This is a genomic window from Chitinophaga sp. Ak27 (assembly GCF_012726295.1).
Lineage (GTDB): Bacteria > Bacteroidota > Bacteroidia > Chitinophagales > Chitinophagaceae > Chitinophaga.
Window position 1 is genome coordinate 192,531 of sequence record NZ_JABAOB010000001.1, and the last position, 21,611, is coordinate 214,141.

Genomic DNA, 21,611 nt, shown 5'->3' on the forward strand with positions numbered 1-21,611 from the left:
TTTGAAATACTTATGGGTTACAAACTTGAATGCCTAACTATGCAGTTATGCATCAAGCAGTTTTACATCCGCCTGCAATTTGTGCTTCAGAAAAAGAGCTGCTCCTCGGGCACTGCCAAACTCCTGCATGTTTGAAATAACAATAGGAACCGGTTCGCCTACAGGGTAACGAAATACCTGCCTATTCACTGCTGCCTGTACATGATCAAGGAATAAGTCTGCAGCCAGCGTGGCACCACCACCTAAAATGATGATCTCCGGCGAATAGGCATGAACAGCATTTACAATCAAATTTGCCAGGTTATTGCTCCAGTTTTCTAATTCGCGAAGACAGAGTGCATCCTTACTACGGCAGGCGTTAATGATTTTTTCAAAATCTATGGATATTGGATCAGAAAAATAGTCATCTGATAATATACTGGTGATGCCTCTCTGAATGGCACCCCTTACTTGTAATACAAGGGCCGTTGCGGAACACAGTGTTTCTCCCGTTCCATAATTCCCTGTTAAACAAAACAGGTTACCTGAAGAATTTTGAATAAGATGGCCAACCTGCACGCCAAACTGCAGGCCGCGATTTGTTAACATTTTCCCGTCAATAATAACACCTGAGCCCACTCCTGTGCCAATGGTCAGCCCAACCACCCAGTCATGGTCCATTGCTAATCCTGCATATTTCTCGGCATATACCGCCAAACGTCCGTCATTATCCGCAATAACAGGCACCTTAAAAACCTCTTTTAACTTTGCCACCAAAGGATAACCTTCCAGCATTTTAAATTTTCCCGGCAGATACACTACTCCTTTATCCGGATGAATGACGCCTGAAAGACTAAGTCCTATGCCTGCTAATTCGCCATTCAGTTCCTGTTTTATGCTTTCAACCGTCACCAGCATGGTGTTAAATAAAGCTTCCGCCCCCGCACTGGCATAAGAAGGAGTATAAAAAGCTTTATGTGTGTGTCCGTCCATATTCATCACAACCACTTTTAACCTGGTTCCCCCGGCATCAAATGCTACTATGTATTGTTCTTTCATGGCGCTTTAATAATTGCCCCCTGCTGCAGGAGATATTGTTTTAATAATCTGGTATCAAGTGCCACCGGCGAAATATTCTTCTCTGCGCATAATGCAGATGCAACGCCTGCAGCTTCTCCCATCGCCATACATTGGGCCATGGAACGTACGCTACTGTGCGCAACATGACTGGCACTGAAACATCTGCCAGCAACCAATATGTTCCTGGTATTTCGTGGAATCAATGTACGGTATGGGATACCGACCGTTTTTCCTTCAGGGAGGTATTTCCATTTTGTATCTTCTCCATCATGATGGTCCTCCATTGGCGCACCGCACAAGCCAATCTGGTCATCAAATTGTTTGGCCAACAATACATCCTCCTCCGTCAATCTGTACTCACCATATACCCTTCTGGTTTCCCTGATGCCGATTTGTATACCAAACGTAGAAAGTGCTGCTTTTTCATACCCCGGCACATAATCTTTCAGGAACCGGATGTATTCCAATGCCTGCAACCTTCCTTTCATTTCAGCCCTGCTAAGAAATTCAGGATCAGTGGCGTTAATCGTTTTCCCGTCCGTTACCTGATACGACTTTAAACGGGTCATTATGGTAGCCATCATTCCATCTACAGGGGTAATATGATCGCTTCCTTCTTTCCTTGGTAAATCATATTTTCCACTTTCAGCGGCCTGTTCCATTAATTGATGAAACGCTTCTTTGGAAACCGCCTTTCTTTTTGCCGCATCAACATTCACCATTTTAAAAGTGGTAGTCAATGTTTGCGCCGGCTCCAGTTCTCCCGCCAGTTCATAATCGAATCCGGCTAAATAAACAATGTCCGCATCCCCAGTGGTATCAATAAATTGTTTGGCGGTATAATATACCTGGCCAATTTTTGTTGACACTATTAATCCTGTAATACGGCCATCTTCTTTCACTACATCCTGCACCCATGCATTCAGAAGTATATGGCAACCCGCCTTAGCAACCAGTGCTTCCCAAACAACTTTCAGATATTCGGGATGATAAGTAATCCCTGTGCCGGCGCCAAAAGTATTAGGTCTTTCAAAACAGGCATTGTAAACATTCAGTTCTTTCACTACATCATCGGCAATCCCCCCAACTATTTTTGTTGCTTGTTTACCAGGTGTGTAATAACCATAGAATGTATCCAGCACAGCTGTACTAATACCACCTAAAAAAGGTAATCGTTCAATGAGTAACGTTTTTGCGCCCATTCTGGCCGCTGCGATTGCCGCTGTGGAACCGGCGGAACCAGCACCTACCACTATTACATCATACGGATCTTTTACTTCTATGCCCTTGGCATAATTTATCACACTCATTTCTACTTTTAAAATTTGTGATTATGAAATACTCCAGCCTGCATCAACAACCAGCGTTTCACCTGTAACCATGCAGGCCGCCTCACTTAGTAAAAAAGTGGCTGCTTTTGCTACATCCATTACATCCATAACAGCGCCTGCCAGCGGTTGCTTGGTTTTCATAAAAGAAACAATCGCTTCATTCTCTGATGCTCTTTCGCTCATTTTTGTCAATGCCAGCCCAGGTGCTATCGCATTTATCCTGATGTTGTCTTTAGCATAAAAAGCAGCAGCAGCCTTCGTCATACTGATAATGGCCCCTTTGCCTGCTGCATACGCTATTGCACTGAAATTATTTGCTTCGGGAGAAAAAGCTAATACACTCGACATATTCAGTATGACCCCTCTCCTTCCTTTTCCATCGGGTTCCTGTAAAAGCATTTCATTCAATACATATTTACACATCTGGAACTGAGTTGTCAGATTAATTCTTAAAGTTTCTTCCCATCCTTCCAGTGTACATGCATGCAAGGGACCATCTCCAAACTTTCTGCCGCTTACACCCGCTACATTAAACAGTCCATCTATACGTCCGTATTTTTTTACGCAGGATGACACCAGTGTATCAACAATGCGCTCATCAGTTAAATCACCGGTCATGTAATCAACGCTGAGCTTCATTGAATTAATTTCTTTCTGCAAGCATTCACATTGGTCAGACTCTTTGCCAATATAAAACACATGGCCACCTGCTTTAAGCAGTAGCTTTATTGTTGCCGCTGCAATGCCGGAGGCACCCGTAACTATATATACTTTTCCCCTCATTTCCCCCTTGTATTAATTCTTTTCAGGTATCAAAGCTGCATCATTGTAGGTAGCCTTTGCATATCTCCTGCGCTGATCCCTAAGCCAGGATTCATAATTCACCCCGGTATCATTCAGGTGCATATTCTGTAACACATGATGTGATACCCCCCTTTCTGTGAGTGCTTGTAAAGTAAGTTCATTCAATGATTGAATTACGGTAAGTGCACCAACAGAACTTAATGGACAAATTCTGTAATGCTGAGTGTCGCTTTTGACATCCGTGCTCAAATCTCCCACAGGCATCGCGTTGTCAATGAAGAATCCCTTATTTGCCTGTTGTATAATGTGCCATAAGTTCATTCCTGAGCTATGTTTAATGGGTGTATTTTTCGACTGTTCGGCACACGAAATAGCTACCAATGGAAGTGAAGGATACCGCCTCATGAACTCAAGTGCAATATCCACAGCGGCAGCAGTAGTGCCTGTAGCCGTAACAACCAGCATTACATCATGTGGCCCGAAATCAATTTCATCTAACAGTTCTGCACCGCTTTTCTCCACTTTTTCAAAAAACTGATTTAGTCTTAAGCCATTTGAACCCACTACGTCGGTAAATGTGGTCAACCCAGTGGACAGAATAGCCCTAAAACCGCTTAAAGCTCCCATACGAATACAAAGCTCTTCAACTGCAACACGGGAATGTCCATTAGCATAAACATGTATTAATCCTCCATGCTCCATTGCATCAGCATACAAACCGGCCACTATTTTCAAGGTATCTTCCTGCTGTATTATTTTATCTTGTATAGTTTTCAACTGGTATGGAAAGGTTAGCTTCATGTAAGGTTTGTTTAAGAAATAAAAAATAAATTTTGGTGAATATTGCGTTCTTCGAAATTAAGTAAGGTGCTTCTGGAAAAAATATACAATACGATATTAAAGATGGATTATCCTACCTTTGTTAACTGGGATTAACTTATTATAACAGACATGCAATACAAGACATCCGTATTCAATACTGAAGGTGGACAGGTAGTTGCCTTTCCGAAGCACGTCATATCGCAATGCCGCCGTTTACCTCTAATAAAACACCTGTTTATCAATCGCATGGGTCACTTCCCCAATGCAGTGAATCACTATTATTCCCGCGAAGCACGCAAGTATTCGTATGCCGTTTTTTTACATTGTTATGATGGAGAAGGATGGATTAAAATTGGCGCTAAGAAATTCGTCCTAAAATCAGGCGATGCATTTTTCTTTCCCCAATATATTGCACATAGTTATGCTGCCTCTGCAGACAGGCCGTGGAGTATCTTCTGGATGCATATATCCGGAAACAACGTAGGAGAATTAATGGAAGCGATCGGATTAAACACAAAACAAGTGCCGATACATACAGTATATTCTGAAGAAAGGGTTAAACTTTTCCATCAAATATTAAATACCTTATCTAAGGGTTTCAGCGTCCCGAATTTGCTTTATGCAAATCTGGTACTACCAAATTATCTTGGCACCTTTATATCTCCTGAAAGTTTTACTAATCTATCTCCCGCACCTGCCATCGATAATAACTATATCAACAATGCTATTGCCTATATGCAACAGCATATTGAAGAGCAATTATCTGTTGATATAATTGCCAGGGAGATTGGTGTTTCATCCACCGTTTTTTTTAAAAATTTCAAAAAAAGTACGGGCTACTCTCCCATTGCGTATTTCAATTTTTTAAAAACACAAAAAGCTATCCAACTCATTCACAGCAGAAAATATACGATCAGCGAGATTGGTTCGAAGATTGGCATTGACGATCCCTATTATTTTTCAAGGTTATTTAAAAAGCAAATGGGTGTTTCACCGCGGCAATATATAAACGAGTTTCTTTATCAAACAGATAAGGAAAAGCAGCAATAAAAAATACACAAGAGAATACCTTGTATTCTTTCTCATGGCCCCGGAATCATTAGTTCGCTAACATTCTTTCGATTTCTTCCAGCGATTTACCTTTTGTTTCCGGTATCTTCTTTTGGATGAACAGGAAGTAGATGAAACATATAGCCCCATGAATAATAAAGGTACCCGGCAAACCTACCTTCCCTTTTAATACCGGGAAAGCGGCCGTGGTAAAAAAATTGGTGAGCCATAATGCAACTGTAGCGGTCGACATGGCATTGCCACGAATGCGGTTGGGGAAAATCTCTGAAAGCGCGACCCATGTTACCGGTCCGACTGTGGAAGAATATACGGCAATGAACCCCAAAACAAACACAAGTGTCCACACACCGCCCCACTGAAAATAAAAAGCAGCGGCCAGCAATAGGGCATCAGCAAACAACAATAGTGAACCAACTTGCAATAGCGTCCTTCTACCGGCTTTATCTATCGATGAAATCGCGATGAAAGTGAAAATAAAATTGATAATACCGACAATAAACGACTGGATAAAAGCAGTTTCTTCTCCCATGCCCGTCTGCCTGAATATTTCCGGGGCATAGGAAAACAGGGAGTTTTGCCCTACTGCCTGCGAAAAGATGGCGATAACCAATCCTATACCTATAATCGGCCCAACTTCCTTTTTTAAGATATCCGTGAACCGCTCTTTCAATTCCTGAGAAAAGCTATTGGAGATAAATGCTACCTGTCGTTCTGCATAATTCTCTCCTCCTATCTTCGTCAATATTTTTGTTGCTTCCTCCATTCTGTGTTTCCGGATAAGCCAGCGGGGGCTTTCAGCTACCAGCAAAAGCCCTGCAAAAAAAAACAAGGCAGGCACCGATTGTGCTGTAAACATCCATCGCCAGTTGTTCGTACCAGTATTCAACAATAAATAATTAGATAAATAGGCCAGCAAAATACCAACGGTTATGGCCAACTGATAAAATGAAACCATACGGCCACGCAAATCAGCAGGAGAAATTTCAGCTGTGTACATGGGGCACACAAGAGCAGCAGCACCGACCGCTATACCGCTCAGTATCCTCACAGCAACAAACATATTAAAATTTACAGATAAGCCAGTTCCAACACCAGTAACAGCAAAAAGAACGGCACAAAAAATCAACAGCTTCTTTCTTCCCCAACTATCACTCAGCTTGCCAGCCAGCAGCGACCCAATGATACAACCTAAATTGATACAACCCACTGCCCATCCCTTTTCGTAGTCACTTAATTGGAAATGATTCCCCACAAACCGGATGGCGCCAGAAATAGTCACCAAATCAAATCCAAACATTACGCCACCAAGTGCAGTGATGGTACAAACAAGAAAGACATATCTTTTGTTGATATCCGCTTTTGTAGTGTCTTTTTCCAGTGTCGAAATTGCGACATAAGCCATGAAGTGTCTGTTATACAATGAAACAATTATTTCGCGTTCTTTGTACTGGTAATAGCAATAGAACGCTTTACGTTTTCCAGCATCTGATCATATCTTTTTTGCGCAATCATTTCACCAGGAGCAATCCATGAGCCACCTGCTGCCAGCACAATATCAAGGTCTGTATATTCACGCAGGTTTGAAAGATTAATGCCGCCCATTGGAATAAACCTTACTCCCATATGTGCATAAGTCGCCTGCAATGCTTTAATCAGCGAAGCGCCGCCCGTCAAATCACAAGGAAAAAGTTTTAAAACACGGCAGCCCAGTGCCAATGCACTTTCAAGTTCCGATGGCGTAATAATGCCGGGAATGAAAGGGAACGATTTTTCGGCTGCATATTTCACTACACTGGCGGTCAGCCCCGGCGCCAGGCCAAAAAATGCGCCTGCATTCAAGGCCAGGTCTATCTGTTCGGATGAAAGCAATGTACCCGCCCCGACTTGCATTTCAGGAAATTGTTTCCGTATCATTTTGATTGCTTTGGCTGCAATTTCGGTACGAAAAGTAACTTCCATTACATTTAATCCGCCATCTAGTATGGCCTCTGTTACGGGCAATACATCTTCTTCCCTGTTAAATGTAACAGCAGGCATCAATTGATGCGTAAACAAATGATTCAACATAATTCCTGATTTAATCCTCCATAGCCTCTTTAACTTTTTTTATCAAAGCCGACGCAGCTCTTTCCACTACACACTTTCCATTCTCCATATCTGCTTCTGAGGGTTTTCCATTGATACCACCGGATTCAGCATTCAGTTCAAATCTTGATCTGATTTTGTACCAGGGCTTTTTCACGGTAAAATCTTTTACCCTGTCCATATAAGTAACTGTCCCCACTGCTACAGCTACTTCCGTTTCACCCTTATCAGCGTGATGAATGCCCTCAATCCCGCAATCGCTCCACCAGTTCCAGCACACTCCTTTAAAGGATGGATATTGCGCCCATACTTTGTAAAACGCCAGCTCACAGGGAACTTTATTGGCGCCATGGCCAGTAATAAAGATCACTTTTAAAAACCCTTTTTTGCAGAGTGCCAGACATACATCTTCAATCACCTGTAAATACGTGTTTGCAGTAAGCCCAAGTGTTCCTGCATACTCTGCCATTTCATCGGCAAAACCATAATTGATGGCCGGAATAAGGATAGCGCCAGTCTCTTCACATACCCTTCTTGCAAAGTAATTGGCAGAATCAATATCTACACTAACAGCGAGGTGTGGCCCATGAGCTTCAATAAGTCCAAGGGGAATAACTACCGGCAGATTTCTATCTAACTGACCTATTTCATCGGAAGTAAGATGTAGCCATTCTTTCATAAGTATGTACTTTAATTGACTATTTTGTATAACGTTCTCTACAGCTACAAGGAAACTAGTTTAAAATATCACCGCCTTGTTGCTAAAAACTATGTACCTAAATTAGGTTACATACAAGCCAAAAAAATATACAATACGGCATAAAAGATGGATTATCCTACATTAGGCATTTCGAGCCGTTGAAATTATTGCGATTGATATTTAGCCCCGCTTAAACAAGATTACAGTGCACATCATATATCCTTGAGTTATCTCTTAGACGGTTCATGCATAAGCCCACCCGCAACTGTCTGCAATCCAGCGGCTGAATTTCAAAAGAAAAAAATACAAGGAAAAGTTCTATATTCAAAGTGATATAGGGCAAAAGTGTAACGAACCGGCAAATTTAGATTCATTGACACATTTTTGACAAGCATAGCCCACAAAACATCGGCTTTCAACAATATACGTATTCCTGTTCTGGGCACCTTGATTATCAACTATTTATAAAGGCCCGCAATTGCGGGCCTTTTTTATTTTCAATAATTTGCAAACAACCCTCTGGCGGCTTATTTAAAGAACTATATCTACGAGTTTAGTCGTTACATGCTGAAGCGACAATTTCTCCTAAATAATTTGGAACTGTTAAAGGATAGATGAACAATCTTTTTAGATTGATCTAATGGTCACTCTGTTATGCTCTGTTGGATAAACGGAGTATTTAGGTACTCTCTATATCACACAAGAAAGCCCGGTGAATGAACCGGGCTATGAATTTGACAGGCCGACCTGTATATCTTTTTTATCCTTATCCTTCGAGAAAGAGATAACTTCTGATTTAAAAAAATACCTTCTGCCACCCTGTTTATGCGAAGGGAGCCCGTCTTTTAACCAGGCATGTAAAGTTACCAATCAGACCTTAAACACCCCGGCAATCTCTTTACGAAAGAATAAATACTCCTGTTCATTTGGTGGGTCGGATACAGTGTTGTACCGGCCTTCCACGCACTCTTTTATGGTCTCCCTTATCCACCTTTTATATCTTCTTCTACGGCACAAAGGGCATGCCCATGGCAAAGGTATAGGAATGACTATACTGCGGTGCATCGCTTCGTTCGGCGTTAGAACGCTTTGGATTTTGCAGCAATACCTGTAATTTATTACTGTTGAAATACTTAGCCATTAACCAATGCTGGCGCAACACCTGGTAAGGAACCATCGTTAAATGTGCCGGCAAACTTTCCTGTATATTTTGAAAATAAATGCTTCCATATTCTTTACAATAATACCAGCCGTAACGGGGATCATCGTATTCGGGACATAGGGTGAATTGTGTTTTCATGGGTGCATACTTCATCACATCCCGGTACTTTCTTATCCGGTCTTCATAATCTCTGCGATCATGCAATTGATCAAAGTCCACTTTCCAGGAAATAAATCCCAAAGCATCAATATTTTTTTTCATTTCTTCCGCTGTACAATACTTTGCTGTTACCCAAAGCCCGAAACGAAGATTGAATTTATCGGCCTGTGCTTTAATTGTTTCCCACCCATCTTTGTAACGGGGTTCAAAATCCCTGGCATCTCCAAAGCGCCCTCCCTTTTGCCAGCCATCGTCGATCTGCATTACTTCCACCCCTACATCTGCCAGGGCCGGTATTTCTTTCATCAAATAGTCTTCTTCCGTAAATCTTGCTCCGTCAGGGTTTGCAGGGCCCCATGTGTTACTAAGGATGAACATATCCCTTTCCGGAAAAACAGGGTAACGGGTACGGTCAAATTTTTTCAATGCCAGTTGCATGCCGTCATTACCACCATCCCATAAAATGGTCCATGTAGCCCAGCATTCCCGGAAACGATCGGCCACAATTTCCTCAGCGCCCAGTCCCCAACCGGAGCCGGTGTCCCATTTTGGGAAGCTTTCCACAATCATTCTCTTTGCGTCTTCCGACAACCCAAGGCAGGCGGCCTCAATAGAATTTTGCTGCCAGCCCCCGTTTTCTTTATGCATTTTTGCAGCAAACGTTCTCCTGACCAACTCCACATTAGGCTTGCCAGTCACCCGTACATTGACCAGATTCAATCACTGAGATTTACCCGCTCATTGATCCAGCCAATACGCTGGTCTTTGATGGGACGATCGGCCCTTGCACTATATTGCATGATGTTATGCGCTACATCATAAGCCATAACTAGGTATAATTTGTTGCCGGCAGCTCTGTACAACTTAAGCAAGCAGTCCCGGACAAAGTGCCCAAGCCGCCAACATAACTATTTTTCAAAGATCAAATTTTTCCTACACACCACGAGACTACTCGTTCATAATCAACGTAAATCTACAGGGATAAACCCATTTTGGAAATATGCCGCTAATCGAATCACTACGTTTTCTTAACGGTCAAGAGTTGTTTTCAAAAGAATATATTAACAAATACGGCAGCTAATCATAGAATTGAAAATAGAAAATAGATTGCCTAATAATATTTTATAGAAAATTGTAAGAAACTTTTTTATATTGATGCTAAACTGATAAATATACCTCAAAAAAACAAACACTATGAATAATAGTCAATTACTTTATTCACTTGTCGCAATCCTATTAATGAGTGGTTCAGGAATTAGTAAAGAAAAATCCGCAGTTGAAAAGCCTAACATAATCTTCATTCTTGCTGATGACCTGGGATATGGCGATGTGTCCTGCTTTAATGAAAATTCAAAAATTAATACGTTTAATATTGATAAGTTAGCATCGCAAGGAGTTCGATTTACAGATGCCCATACCAGTTCATCAGTATGTACCCCAACACGATATGGGATTCTAACCGGGCGGTACAATTGGAGATCGCCTCTGAAAAGTGGTGTATTGTATGGGTATAGCCAACCATTGATTAAGAAGGGAAGAGAAACCATTGCTTCATTTTTACAAAAAAATGGATATCAAACCGGCTGCATTGGTAAATGGCACCTTGGCTGGACATGGAATTCAATTGAAAAAGGGATTGACAATGTTGATTTCTCTAAAAAGATATTAGATGGGCCCACTACGTTAGGTTTCGATTATTTTTATGGCTTTTGTGGGTCGCTTGATATGTCGCCTTATGTTTGGGTAGAGAACGATATGCCGACAATGGTGCCTACGAAAATCACAGAAGGAGCTACTGGACAGCATTTCTGGAGAAAAGGTCCCACTTCTGATGATTTTAATCACGAACGGGTACTACCTGCAATTACGGAAAAGGCAAAAGGATTTATACACCAGTGTGCGAATAATAAAAATCCTTTTTTCCTTTATTTACCATTATCGGCACCACACACTCCTATACTTCCTACTGCCGAATTTAAAGGGAAAAGCGGCTTAGATAACCCCTACGGCGATTTTGTCCTGATGGTTGACTGGACTGTACACGAAATTTGTAAACAATTGGAAAAAGAAGGAATTACAAACAATACGTTACTTATTTTCACTAGCGACAACGGCTGTTCCCCTTCGGCCGACTATATCCAGTTGTCTGCCAAGGGCCATAATCCGAGCTATATCTTCCGAGGTACTAAAGCCGATATTTTTGAAGGTGGCCACCGCGTTCCTTTTATAGTCAGGTACCCTGATAAAGTAAAGCCAGCAGTGAGCGATCAACTGGTTTGTACCACCGACTTTTTTGCTACTATTGCTGATTTACTTGGAGTTACTTACGGCGATAATGTGGCCGAAGATAGTTTCAGTTTCTTGCGGGCGCTTAAGATAAAATCAGATTTGCCGGTTCGTGAAGCAATCGTTCATCATTCCATCGATGGAATGTTTGCAATTCGTAAAGGCGATTGGAAATTAGAGCTATGCCCCGGATCGGGAGGGTGGAGCTATCCTCGTGAGGGGAAAGATGATGCTGTTCTAAAGCAACTTCCGGCATTTCAACTATATAACCTGAAAAATGATATTGGCGAACAAAATAATCTTCAGGCCGAGCATCCTGAAATTGTTAAGGAATATCGCAAATTGTTATCAGGTTATATTAAAAATGGACGAAGTACTCCAGGTAAACCACAATCCAATGATGAGTCAGGACCATGGTTGCAAATAAATTGGAAAGATGAATAAATCGTGTAATCAGATTAAATTCATTGGACTTGAGAGATTTAAAAACCTGACGGGCAAGTGATGGCATATTTCTGCCTGATAATGTATAACCCAAATTTACTGAAATAGCTACGATTTAATCTGACAGTAAGGGGGCGGTTACCCAGAACAACAATGCAGCAGTTATTCTTCCTGTTTTATTCATCAGAGCTTCATGTCCTGCCAGTATTCCTGTATCGGTTTATCAAATACATCCTGGAAATACAGAATACCACCAAAATCCTTGTCCCATCCCCATTCCCACATGTATTCAAGTATATGACGGCGCGGCTCCATCAACACCGGGTCATTGTTGGGAGACTGCAGCTGCGTATAGGCTTTGACAAGTAATTTCTTCCAATATCTTTTATGCAGTTGGCGGAATACTGGTTTATTGCCCTGCATCAACAATTGTAACAGCTCTTCGTCCGTGTTTTTCTCCATTGTTACTAAAACTAGAGCTCACGAAGCGATACATAGGTACAATCAAATAAACTATTTTTTTTAAAATGACAAATTGCGGATGGCTAAAAGTAGTTTAAAAAAGGGTGTGGGAGAAAATATGGGTTGAAAAAGTTAAAATAAGATTAACTGCGGTGACAAAAAAATATTTCGGCAACAGTAGGGGTAACACCGGCATTATACCCACTATATGAATGAAAGGGGATTCTCCTCCATCTGCCTGTGAAAAAACCTGTACAATGTGAACAATGAAAACCGCAGAGAAAAACCGCATTGAAAGGATATTCCGCGAAGAGTAACAAGCCAGGGAATCAATCAAAGAAGCAATCAGCAACAACCAAAATCAATAATATAAAACGTGTATCCATTACTATTATATTAAAAATACATGCTGCCGGCCGCTTGGGCGCAGCACCGCTTTCTGTAGTCATAAATACAATTGTATGCAACTGAATTCTAAAAAACACGGCGTACAGCTATGGGGTGCCCTCCTCTTGCCGTTGCCGACAGGCGTTTCCTGGGTGCAGACCATGACCCGGCAGGACAAAATTTTTATTCAAAAAGGACCCCAGTACCAGCGCTGGATGGCGGTGAAATATTACCTCGTAAAGGTGAAGCCGCCTTATGAGGGGCGGTATGCATCTTCCGGCACACGTTTTAATTACAATTCGGTGGCAGATGCGTTCGGCAACCCGGTGAAACGATCCGGCGGGTAAAGCCTTCCAGAGTATACTAATACAACGGGTACCTTCTTTCAGGATGGTAGACCATAAGTCTGGTACTGAAATGATATTATTAATTTCAAATGTATCTAAATGGAAACAGAAATTATTGAATATTAATAGCTTAAAACTAAATACAAAAAATAGTTGTAGAGATAATTTTTAAATCGTAATTATAACAAACATGAAAAAAATCTTCTTTTTCTTTCCCGTCCTTGTAGTTTTATTGTCTAGTTCGTGTGCCAAATATTTGCAAGAGATACATCCGTGTCCACCTTCAGACACCACATTTAGGATTGTCGGATATTATTCTTTCAACGATGCTACGAACGCCGCTAATATATTGAGTGTACCTTTCGCTAAGCTTACTCATATTAATCTGTCCTTTGTTAACCCCGACAACCTGGGAAATTTTAATCAGAATTTTGGGGCGCTGGTGCCATTTATTAGTGCTGCCCATTCACATGGAGTAAAGGTTTTATATTCCATCGGAGGAGGGACATATCAAAAACAATATCATGATCTTTTAAAAAATGATAGACGATCATCATTTATTAAAACCTTGGTTTCAAGAGTAGTTGAATCCAATGCGGATGGAGTTGATGTGGATTTGGAAGTTGGTTTTATATGGACAAATTCAGATCTGCCTAATCTCGATACAAACTACACATCATTTGTAATTGAACTTGCACAGGCATTAAGGTCAGCAAACAAATTAATTACCAGCGCATTGCCGGGTTCTCTATCGCCAAATGTGGTAACACAAAAAGTACTGGAGCAGTTCGATTTCATTAACATTATGTCTTATGACCATGGAGGAGTTACGACTCCAAATCCGATCAACCACTCTACATATGCTAGTGCAGTGAAAGATCTGAATAACTTTCGGAATAATTTTAAAATCCCCGCTAATAAATTAGTGCTTGGGGTGCCATTTTATGGGTACGGTTGGAAAACCGGGGCTCCGACAATCAGCATAAAGTACAGAGATATCGTTTCGTCTAATCCGGGAGCAGAATTCGCCGATCAATGGACTCTTTCAGATGGCTACACCGTGTATTATAACGGAATCCAAACGATCAAAGATAAAACCAATCTGGCAAAGGATCAAGCTTCCGGTATTATGATCTGGCATCTTTCATTCGATGCAACAGAAGCACCCAAATCATTGCTGAATACAATTTATGAGGCGTCGGGTAGTACGAACAAGGCACAAGAAAAGGACTAATTAAGTAATACCTTTTATTATCGGTAGTATAAATTCTTGTGTAAATAGAAGGCAACTGTATTGAGTTAATACCAGTAGGTGGAGTGAAGTGAGGCGTAGCGGAGTCGAACGGAACGACACCTGCTGGGTACAGCAGAGGGATTGCCCCGATATTTTTTAACTTAGTATGCAGTTTTATGGACAATCGGCAGTTATTAAAATTCTCCCACTCCTGCAACTTCTTATTGATGTCGTCTGTGTAGTTAAGCAGCTGGTAAAACTCTTGTTGATCGGTCAAACGGGGCCGATCAACTTTGCCATTTAAATATGGACTAGCTTTCTTGATGTATACATGCCGAATGGCCAAATCTTCGCAATGCCAATGAAATTGCGCCTGAAATTCATGCCCGTTATCGGTTTGAATAGTTGGAATTCGGAATGGAATTATCCGAACGGGTATCAGTGACTTATGCAGCAACAGGGAGGCGTAGTGACATAAGCAATGCCTTTCACAAACAAGTCACAGGCCATATCTACTGCGTCGCTATCACCGAGGCAAGTACCCTTGAAGATATCCTTATCAAGAGTACTGCCATGAGTGATAAATTAAAATGATTAAGCAATCCTGCTTCACTTCTGGCATTCTTTCAAGCCGACGTATTGTTTAGCAATGAAGCTTACTGTTTTACTAAAGGCCTGGATTGTTTAGTTCCAAATCATACCGCTATTTTTTCCTCTTCCCCTATTTGTAAATGAATATTTCTATCCACACCCTTAATATTAACAAATAGCAGACTACGGAGCTATTGATACTTTAAAAGGCAAATTCAGGAGTAATTGAAAAATAAATCGGATTTTTCCTGCAAAATTAATCCCCCCAAACGTTGCCCAGGGTACGCCCAATGGATAACACCACTAATTTTTATCCCACCACAACGGCGTAGTAATCTTATCCGGTCCTTTGAGCAGATTCACGGCATCGCTCATCGCCGCGCCATTGTTTTCCTGCTCCTGTGTCAGGAAAGTAAGGCGACGGATCCACTGTGTAGCCGGACTCGTTACATCCGGATTATCCGAATTGGCAATTGGGTAAAGATTGAACGTTTTGCTCCTGCGGTAGTCCGCCCAGGCCTCGCAGCCATCCGGGAATAAGGCCAGCCACTTCTGCAAAGAGATCTGCGCCTTTTGCACAGCAGGGTTGGCAACGTCGAACATTACCGGAAAACTCACCAACGCCGGCGAATTCAGGAAGTCGGCCGGAGCTTCAGCTGGCGTGATGCCGTTAATATATGCAAGGATAGCGGCATTATCCGTAATACCCCATTGCTTAAGCGATTGCGTGATACCCGCTTCATACAGCTCTTTTGCTGTGCCTCCCATATTCCATCCAAGCATGGCGCCTTCTGCACGAAGAAAATATGCTTCTGCAGCACACATCACATTCTGCGGCGTGGCTAAAAAGTCGCTTATACCACCGGCAGCCACTGAGCTCCATCTCGGGCCTACGTGTGAATTGGCCGCCGCAGTGTTCTGTGCCTGGGTCAGCTGAGTAGCGGTAAGCCCGTTACGTAATCCTTCAAAAGTTTGGGTATTGGTAGCCGGTAGAAAGTACACAGGCAGGCGTGGATCTTTGTACCCTTTCAATACAGACTCCATTGCAGCGCTCATTCGGAACTCATTCCAATCGCTCATCTGTGAGAGACCGTTAATATCGCTGCCATTCAGGCTTTTCTGTAGCAGCGCATCATCGGTAGGACTCGCGTTCATCACACCAGCCGTATAGGCTGCTTCAGCTTCTGTTCTGGCCCGTGCTGGATCTACCCTGGATATACGCAGCGCCAGCCGTAACCGCAACGTGTTGGCAAACTTGATCCATTTGTCCACCTTCCCGCCGTAAATGATATCGTAAGATCCAAAGGGCGTTTCCCCCGTCTTTGTTTTCAATACATTCACTGCGCTGGTTAATCTTTTGAAGAAATCATCGTAGATCTTATCCTGCGCATCGTACGGAACAGTAGTTCCCGGCTCGCCGGCCTTAAAGTAAGGAATAGGGCCCCAGTAATCAGTGACACGATGAAAAGCAAGCACCCACACAATATTCGCCAGCGCATATTGCGAAGAACCAGCGTCTGTTTGCTTGAAAATGGTTTGCAATTGCGGCACCACACCGGTATAAAGACGTATCCACGCACTGTTGAACCAATCGGAACGCATCACATAACGGTCAGAGGGGAACGAAGTAGCATTACACGCAAAATACTGCGCATACTGGTCGGCATTCAGGTTTTGCGCTACCTGGTAGCTAGTGCTGAACATGGCCAGGTCTTCCGCCCTAGTAAAAAGGAATGGCAGTTCTGCCGCCCCAGGGTTCACAATCGCATTCGGATTGGTATTGATCTCTTCATACTTCTTTGTACAGGAAGCAAGCATCAGCAGAAGGAAACAAGTATATATGGTCGTTCTTTTCATTTTCGTAAGTTTTTGGTTTTAGAAACTTGCCTTCAGGTTAAAGCCCCAGCTGCGGGTGGAAGGAAGGTTACCGTATTCCACACCCTGGTAATTGCTATTGGCCAGGCTCAGCTCAGGATCGAACCACATTTTACGTTTGCCCAAACCTGGAATGTCCAGCAGGGAACTGCCCCGGTAGATCCACGCCAGGTTGCGCGCTACTGCAGATAATTTGAGCGCTTTGAAAAAGCCACTATTTGCCACGGGAATATCATAGCCGAACGACAACTCACGCAAACGGAAACTGGTAGCATCATAGGCAAAAAATTCAGCTGCTCCGTAACGCTTACCGGAGGCGGTTTGCCAGAAGTCTACCGCGCTGATGGTATTGGTAACAGCCTGTTTATTATTGTCCACACCGCCAAGGTTCCATCCGCCTTCGCGATACTGCTCCGTTACTTTTGGAATACCGCTGAAGGCCAGGTTCATTTCTGTTCCGGAAACGATGGTACCACCTACGCGGCCATCTACCAACAGGCGCAGCGAAAATCCCTTGTAGGTAAACGTGTTGGTAAGCCCCATGCTGGCCCTGGGGTTGAAGTTGCCGATATAACCGGTGGTAGTGGTCAGCACCGGCTTCCCGGCGGAAGTAACGATACGCTGGCCTGCATCATTGGTCGCCCATTTGAGGCCGAACAGGTCGCCGTAACTACTGCCTGTTTGTACTACCACGGTAGCCACACGGGCGTCTGAATTGATAGAAAAAGTTTTGATGTTATCCGTTAGCGCAATTACTTTATTATTATTGAAAGAAAGATTATAGGCAACATCCCAGTTAAAACCCGATGACCTCACAGGTGTGCCGGTGAGCAGGAACTCCCAACCGGTATTCTGGATATTACCGGCATTGATATACTGGGTCAGGTAACCCGTAGCCGCCGGAACGCTGAGCGACAGCAATTGGTTTTTTGAATTACTCTTATAGTAGGTAGTGGCTAACCCGATGCGCTGATCGAGGAAACGTATATCCAGACTGGCTTCTATGTTACCTACAATTTCGGGTTTCAGGTTTTCAATAGGCAAAATTGTATTGCGGCTGATCTGCCCGTTGCCGGCGCTCTGCGTAAAATTAAAAACGGCATTCCTGATTTGTTCCTGGCCGCCATTACCTACCTGCGCATAGTTCAAACTTCCTTTGAGGAAGGAAATAGCCTTCGGCAGATGTACCAGGTCGGAGATGATCACGGAAGCTCCAGCAGAATAGTAGGCATAAGAATAGGGAGAGGGCAACCGGGAATCCCAGTCGTTCCGGATACTCGCATCTAGGAATACCGCGTTCTTGTATCCCAGCGTGGCTTGCGCAAAGAGCGATTGCGTTTGTGTGCCTCCGGCAGATGCGGTAGGCGAAGGAGCCTTTGCAAATGCAGTACTGAACCTGTTTGGAACACGCAGCCCGGTGGCCTGTATAGAATTATTTTTGTTGCTGATATCCCGGAAGATGCCACCCGCATAGTAATTCACTTCCAGGTCTTTTGCAATACGGTTCTTTCCTTCAAAAATCACATCATACCATTGCTGGGTAGTGTTGATATTACTGAGAAAATAATCACCGCCAGTACCCAATCCTGCACGCAGCACAGTACCTTCCATATACGATTGATCCAGCTGATCATTCATTTTGTCCAGATTGGCGCGGCCGGTTACGCTTAACCAATCTGTAAGACTGTATTTCATGGAAAGGAAACCCATGATACGATCCCGGTATGCATTGATGGAGGTATTATAGATCATCCAGTACGGGTTCTGATAAATAGAACCCAGGGTGGCAGGCCACGGAGTGGCCACCGGTGTGCCCTGGTCTCCTATTTTCTGGTAGTTCTTTGCCGTAGCCAGGCTCACGTTTCGCGGGATCTGGTACAGGTCAATTACCGGGGCGTTTTCTTCCCCGTTCCGCGGCAGGTTGTTGATCCGTTGATTAATGTAAGTGATCTTTGCATCGGTCGATAAACGCGGCGTGATCTGATTGGTGATCCTCAGGTTCACGATGTGCCGCATGAGGTTATTCTCCGGAACAATGCCGCCTATGCTATTGTTCGTATACGAGAAATACGATTGCATCTTCTCGTTACCTGCCGATATGCCCACGTAATTGTTAAGTGCCACACCATTGCGGAAGAAACCGCGGATATTATTGGGCTGGGCCGAATAGGTAGCCTGCTCGCCCAGATGATCGGTGAAAGACTGCCCTGTCATTTTCGGGCCCCAACTGTCGCCTACCGCTGGGTTGATAGTATTACCTAAACCTTGACCGTATTGATTCTGCACCTGCGGCAGTGAAAACGCGCTCTCAAAAGTAACACCAGAGTTGAGGTTTACTGCAAAGCCATTCTTATTTCCTTTTTTGGTAGTGATCACCAACACGCCGTTACCGGCCTGGCTGCCATACAGCGCGGCCGCAGATGCGCCACGGAGCACGGTCATGTTTTCGATGTCGTCGGGGTTCATGTTAGAAGCGCCATCTGGCCCTTGTATGCCTCCAAAGGTATTGCCCGTTACGTTATATGTAGGGTTGGCAATAGGCACGCCATCCACCACAATCAGGGCATTGTTGGAGCCCTGGATGGAGCGGTTACCCCTAAGCACTATCCTGGCGCCGCTTCCCGGTCCGCCGGAACCCTGGGTAATAATGGCATTGGCCACCTTACCCTGCAGGGAGTTCAGGATATTATTGGCGTCACGTACCTCGTTCAGCTCGGCCGTTTTTATGGATTGCGTGGCATAAACCAGGCTTTTCGATTGCCGGGCAATACCCAGCGCTGTTACCACCACTTCATTGATGTTTTTGGCTACAGGTTTCAGCGAAACGTCGAAGCTCGTTCTGCCATCTAGTGGTACTTCCCGGGTATCATAGCCAATAAAGGTAAGCACGAGCGTGGCGCCGTTGCCGGCGGTAATAGAGAACTTACCGGCGGCATCAGTGCTGGTGCCGGTTTTCCCATTCTTAATAGTAACGGTCACCCCGGGCAAAGGTGTTCCCGTTTCGTCTTTCACGGTACCCGTTACAGTTTTGGATTGCGCAGCGGCAATTACAGGCAGGAAGATCAAAAAAAGACCAACCAGTTGTTTACTGATGAATCTGTCAAATAGCATTGGCATCTGGTTTAAAATGAAAAATTAGATATCTCATAGTGGAAATATTTATGCGATATGTTTCCTTTGATAAGAAATTAAAAATCAGCCAGATTTTATTGTCAAGTAGGGTAAGACCCGGTAGAGCATTCAGCTATCTCATAACCAGTCAATTTAATACCCGGCCGTTGTTTCAAAATAAGTAGTGAAAAGGTGGCCCTTCTGATTTAGCACGTGTCAATACCCTGTATTCTGCCCCAATGCAGGGTTTTTCTGTACTTCTGTAGCTGGAATAGGGAGCAACACATAATAGGGCTTATAAGAAGCAGATAGTTCCGGTTCTTCGGTGGCAGAGGCGGTAACGGCTGCCTGTGGGTATTTTCCCCACCTGATCAGGTCGAGGCGGCGATGCCCTTCTCCTACTAACTCGATGGCACGTTGCTGGTAAATTTCATTTCGGAATTGTTCCTTCGAAAGTCCGGCCGCATCGTCGAGGCCGGCCCGCTTCCTTACTTCATTCAATGCTGCAAACGCTACGCTGGTATGCCCGTTTTCATTGGCGGCTTCTGCCAGCATCAGTAGTACGTCAGCATATCTCAGCACATAAATGTTCAGGCCGCTGTTGCGTTCTCCTGCATCGAGGCGCCACCATTTGGGGCCGAACCACACGTCTACCTTATTGGTGGCATCCGGTTTAAATGGCTGCCCATTGTAACCAGTGGCGATAATGGAAGCCTTTCTTTTGTCTTTCGGATCAAAACTGTTCACGAAAGCATGATAGGGCACATAGCTGCGATACCAGGGCTTGTTGGTGAACGGCGCCACCCCCACGGAGTTGTTGGGAGAGTAAAAAGCGTGCTGGTAGCTGTTTAGCAGGTCTGTTTGAAAATCTATTTCAAAGATCGATTCTTTATTGAATTCATTAGTGGCGCTGAATACGGATGCATAATCCGGCAACAACATGTAAGTGCCGGAGGACTTTACTTTCGCAGCGGTTTCCTCTGCTTTGGCGTAGTCTTTTGTCCATAGGTATACTTTGGTGAGGAGGGTCAAGGCGGCGCCGCTTGTAGCGCGGCCGTTGTCGGACTCGCCATAGGCAACTGGCAGGCCGACAGCAGCTTCCGTAAGATCAGCGATCATTTGTTTACGTATATCCTCCACTGGTGTTCTGGGATAGGCTTTGGATTGTTCAATGTCCATGTAGTTATTTTCGGTATATAACACGGCATTCCCAAGCAAACCGGTGAGATAGTAATAATAAATAGCGCGCAGAAATTTAGCTTCTCCGAGTACTCTGGTTTTGATGGCCGCTGAAATGGCCGTTGATGTAGATACTTTATCAATTACCAGGTTGGCGGCATATATGCCTTTGTAAAAAGTGCCGTACATTATCGGTGTAGCACCTGGCGATCCCGGGGTAAGATTTAAAGGCCCTGGGTGTGGTGTCCTGATTACATCGCAATTTTCATCTAGGGTTTGCCACAGCTCCTGTTGAAACAGCCGGTTGGGGTAAACGCCGACCAACCAGGAATAGGCCCCGTTTATGCCAAGTATGGCATCCTGGTCTGATTTAAAGAACTGGTCCGGAGACAGAAAACTTTTGGGCTTCTCCGTCAAAGATTTTTTGCAGGAAATAAAAGTGGTAAATACTATCGCTATTAAAAGTATTTTCTTCATTTGTGACAATTTAAAATATCATCAA

16 protein-coding genes and 1 pseudogene are annotated in these 21,611 nt (G+C 43.7%); 4 read left to right on the forward strand and 13 right to left on the reverse strand.

What is annotated here, in order from left to right; all coding sequences use genetic code 11:
• Window positions 1-45 precede the first annotated feature (45 nt).
• The 4 genes from HGH90_RS00800 to HGH90_RS00815 are packed head-to-tail and all read right to left on the reverse strand — an operon-like array spanning window position 46 to window position 3,995.
• Window positions 46-1,038, reverse strand: coding sequence for an ROK family protein (locus HGH90_RS00800; protein ID WP_169190126.1), 993 nt, complete (start codon window positions 1,036-1,038; stop codon window positions 46-48).
• Complete coding sequence (locus HGH90_RS00805) at window positions 1,035-2,369, reverse strand: FAD-dependent oxidoreductase (RefSeq protein ID WP_169190127.1); 1,335 nt, start codon at window positions 2,367-2,369, stop codon at window positions 1,035-1,037. Before HGH90_RS00805 ends, HGH90_RS00800 begins: the two co-directional genes overlap by 4 nt.
• Before the next feature lie 21 nt (window positions 2,370-2,390).
• Window positions 2,391-3,173 carry an SDR family NAD(P)-dependent oxidoreductase gene (locus tag HGH90_RS00810; protein WP_169190128.1) on the reverse strand — a complete coding sequence of 261 codons (783 nt, stop codon included), beginning with the start codon at window positions 3,171-3,173 and terminating at the stop codon, window positions 2,391-2,393.
• Between the two features lie 12 nt (window positions 3,174-3,185).
• Window positions 3,186-3,995 (reverse strand): SIS domain-containing protein, encoded by an 810-nt coding sequence (locus HGH90_RS00815; protein ID WP_169190129.1) that lies wholly within the window; start codon window positions 3,993-3,995, stop codon window positions 3,186-3,188.
• 150 nt (window positions 3,996-4,145) lie between these two features.
• Between HGH90_RS00815 and HGH90_RS00820 the strand changes: the two genes are divergently transcribed.
• A complete protein-coding gene (locus HGH90_RS00820; protein WP_169190130.1) occupies window positions 4,146-5,066 on the forward strand; it encodes an AraC family transcriptional regulator in 921 nt (306 codons plus the stop codon).
• A 49-nt stretch (window positions 5,067-5,115) separates the two neighbouring features.
• On the opposite strand, the gene HGH90_RS00825 is transcribed toward HGH90_RS00820, so the two are convergent.
• The 4 genes from HGH90_RS00825 to HGH90_RS00840 form a co-directional block, all read right to left on the reverse strand.
• Window positions 5,116-6,489, reverse strand: a complete 1,374-nt coding sequence (locus tag HGH90_RS00825) for a sugar porter family MFS transporter (protein WP_169190131.1) — start codon at window positions 6,487-6,489, stop codon at window positions 5,116-5,118.
• 26 nt (window positions 6,490-6,515) lie between these two features.
• Window positions 6,516-7,154, reverse strand: coding sequence for a bifunctional 4-hydroxy-2-oxoglutarate aldolase/2-dehydro-3-deoxy-phosphogluconate aldolase (gene eda, locus HGH90_RS00830; protein WP_169190132.1), 639 nt, complete (start codon window positions 7,152-7,154; stop codon window positions 6,516-6,518).
• 10 nt (window positions 7,155-7,164) lie between these two features.
• Window positions 7,165-7,851: a creatininase family protein gene (locus HGH90_RS00835; protein ID WP_169190133.1), complete on the reverse strand. Its 687-nt coding sequence runs from the start codon at window positions 7,849-7,851 to the stop codon at window positions 7,165-7,167.
• A gap of 1,027 nt (window positions 7,852-8,878) precedes the next feature.
• Entirely contained in the window at window positions 8,879-9,913 is a 1,035-nt protein-coding gene (locus tag HGH90_RS00840; protein WP_169190134.1) for an alpha-galactosidase, read from the reverse strand.
• Window positions 9,914-10,387: 474 nt separating this feature from the next.
• On the opposite strand from HGH90_RS00840, the gene HGH90_RS00845 reads away from it, so the two are divergent.
• The gene (locus HGH90_RS00845) at window positions 10,388-11,923 is read left to right on the forward strand and encodes a sulfatase family protein (RefSeq protein ID WP_169190135.1); all 1,536 of its coding nucleotides are present in this window, start codon (window positions 10,388-10,390) and stop codon (window positions 11,921-11,923) included.
• Between the two features lie 183 nt (window positions 11,924-12,106).
• Here HGH90_RS00845 and HGH90_RS31575 read toward each other — a convergent pair whose 3' ends face one another.
• A complete protein-coding gene (locus HGH90_RS31575; protein WP_211172564.1) occupies window positions 12,107-12,385 on the reverse strand; it encodes a hypothetical protein in 279 nt (92 codons plus the stop codon).
• A gap of 461 nt (window positions 12,386-12,846) precedes the next feature.
• On the opposite strand from HGH90_RS31575, the gene HGH90_RS00855 reads away from it, so the two are divergent.
• Together HGH90_RS00855 and HGH90_RS00860 are read left to right on the forward strand one after the other, a co-directional pair.
• Window positions 12,847-13,119 (forward strand): hypothetical protein, encoded by a 273-nt coding sequence (locus HGH90_RS00855; protein ID WP_169190136.1) that lies wholly within the window; start codon window positions 12,847-12,849, stop codon window positions 13,117-13,119.
• Window positions 13,120-13,309: 190 nt separating this feature from the next.
• Window positions 13,310-14,353 carry a glycosyl hydrolase family 18 protein gene (locus HGH90_RS00860; protein ID WP_169190137.1) on the forward strand — a complete coding sequence of 348 codons (1,044 nt, stop codon included), beginning with the start codon at window positions 13,310-13,312 and terminating at the stop codon, window positions 14,351-14,353.
• A gap of 190 nt (window positions 14,354-14,543) precedes the next feature.
• On the opposite strand, the pseudogene HGH90_RS31705 reads toward HGH90_RS00860, so the two are convergent.
• The 4 genes and pseudogenes from HGH90_RS31705 to HGH90_RS00875 form a co-directional block, all read right to left on the reverse strand.
• A pseudogene (locus tag HGH90_RS31705) lies at window positions 14,544-14,774 on the reverse strand (IS481 family transposase); the annotation flags it as partial.
• Window positions 14,775-15,247: 473 nt separating this feature from the next.
• Window positions 15,248-16,801 (reverse strand): SusD/RagB family nutrient-binding outer membrane lipoprotein, encoded by a 1,554-nt coding sequence (locus HGH90_RS00865; RefSeq protein ID WP_169190138.1) that lies wholly within the window; start codon window positions 16,799-16,801, stop codon window positions 15,248-15,250.
• Between the two features lie 18 nt (window positions 16,802-16,819).
• The gene (locus HGH90_RS00870) at window positions 16,820-19,930 is read right to left on the reverse strand and encodes a SusC/RagA family TonB-linked outer membrane protein (protein ID WP_169190139.1); all 3,111 of its coding nucleotides are present in this window, start codon (window positions 19,928-19,930) and stop codon (window positions 16,820-16,822) included.
• A gap of 216 nt (window positions 19,931-20,146) precedes the next feature.
• Window positions 20,147-21,586, reverse strand: coding sequence for a RagB/SusD family nutrient uptake outer membrane protein (locus tag HGH90_RS00875; protein ID WP_169190140.1), 1,440 nt, complete (start codon window positions 21,584-21,586; stop codon window positions 20,147-20,149).
• Between the last annotated feature and the right edge of the window lie 25 nt (window positions 21,587-21,611).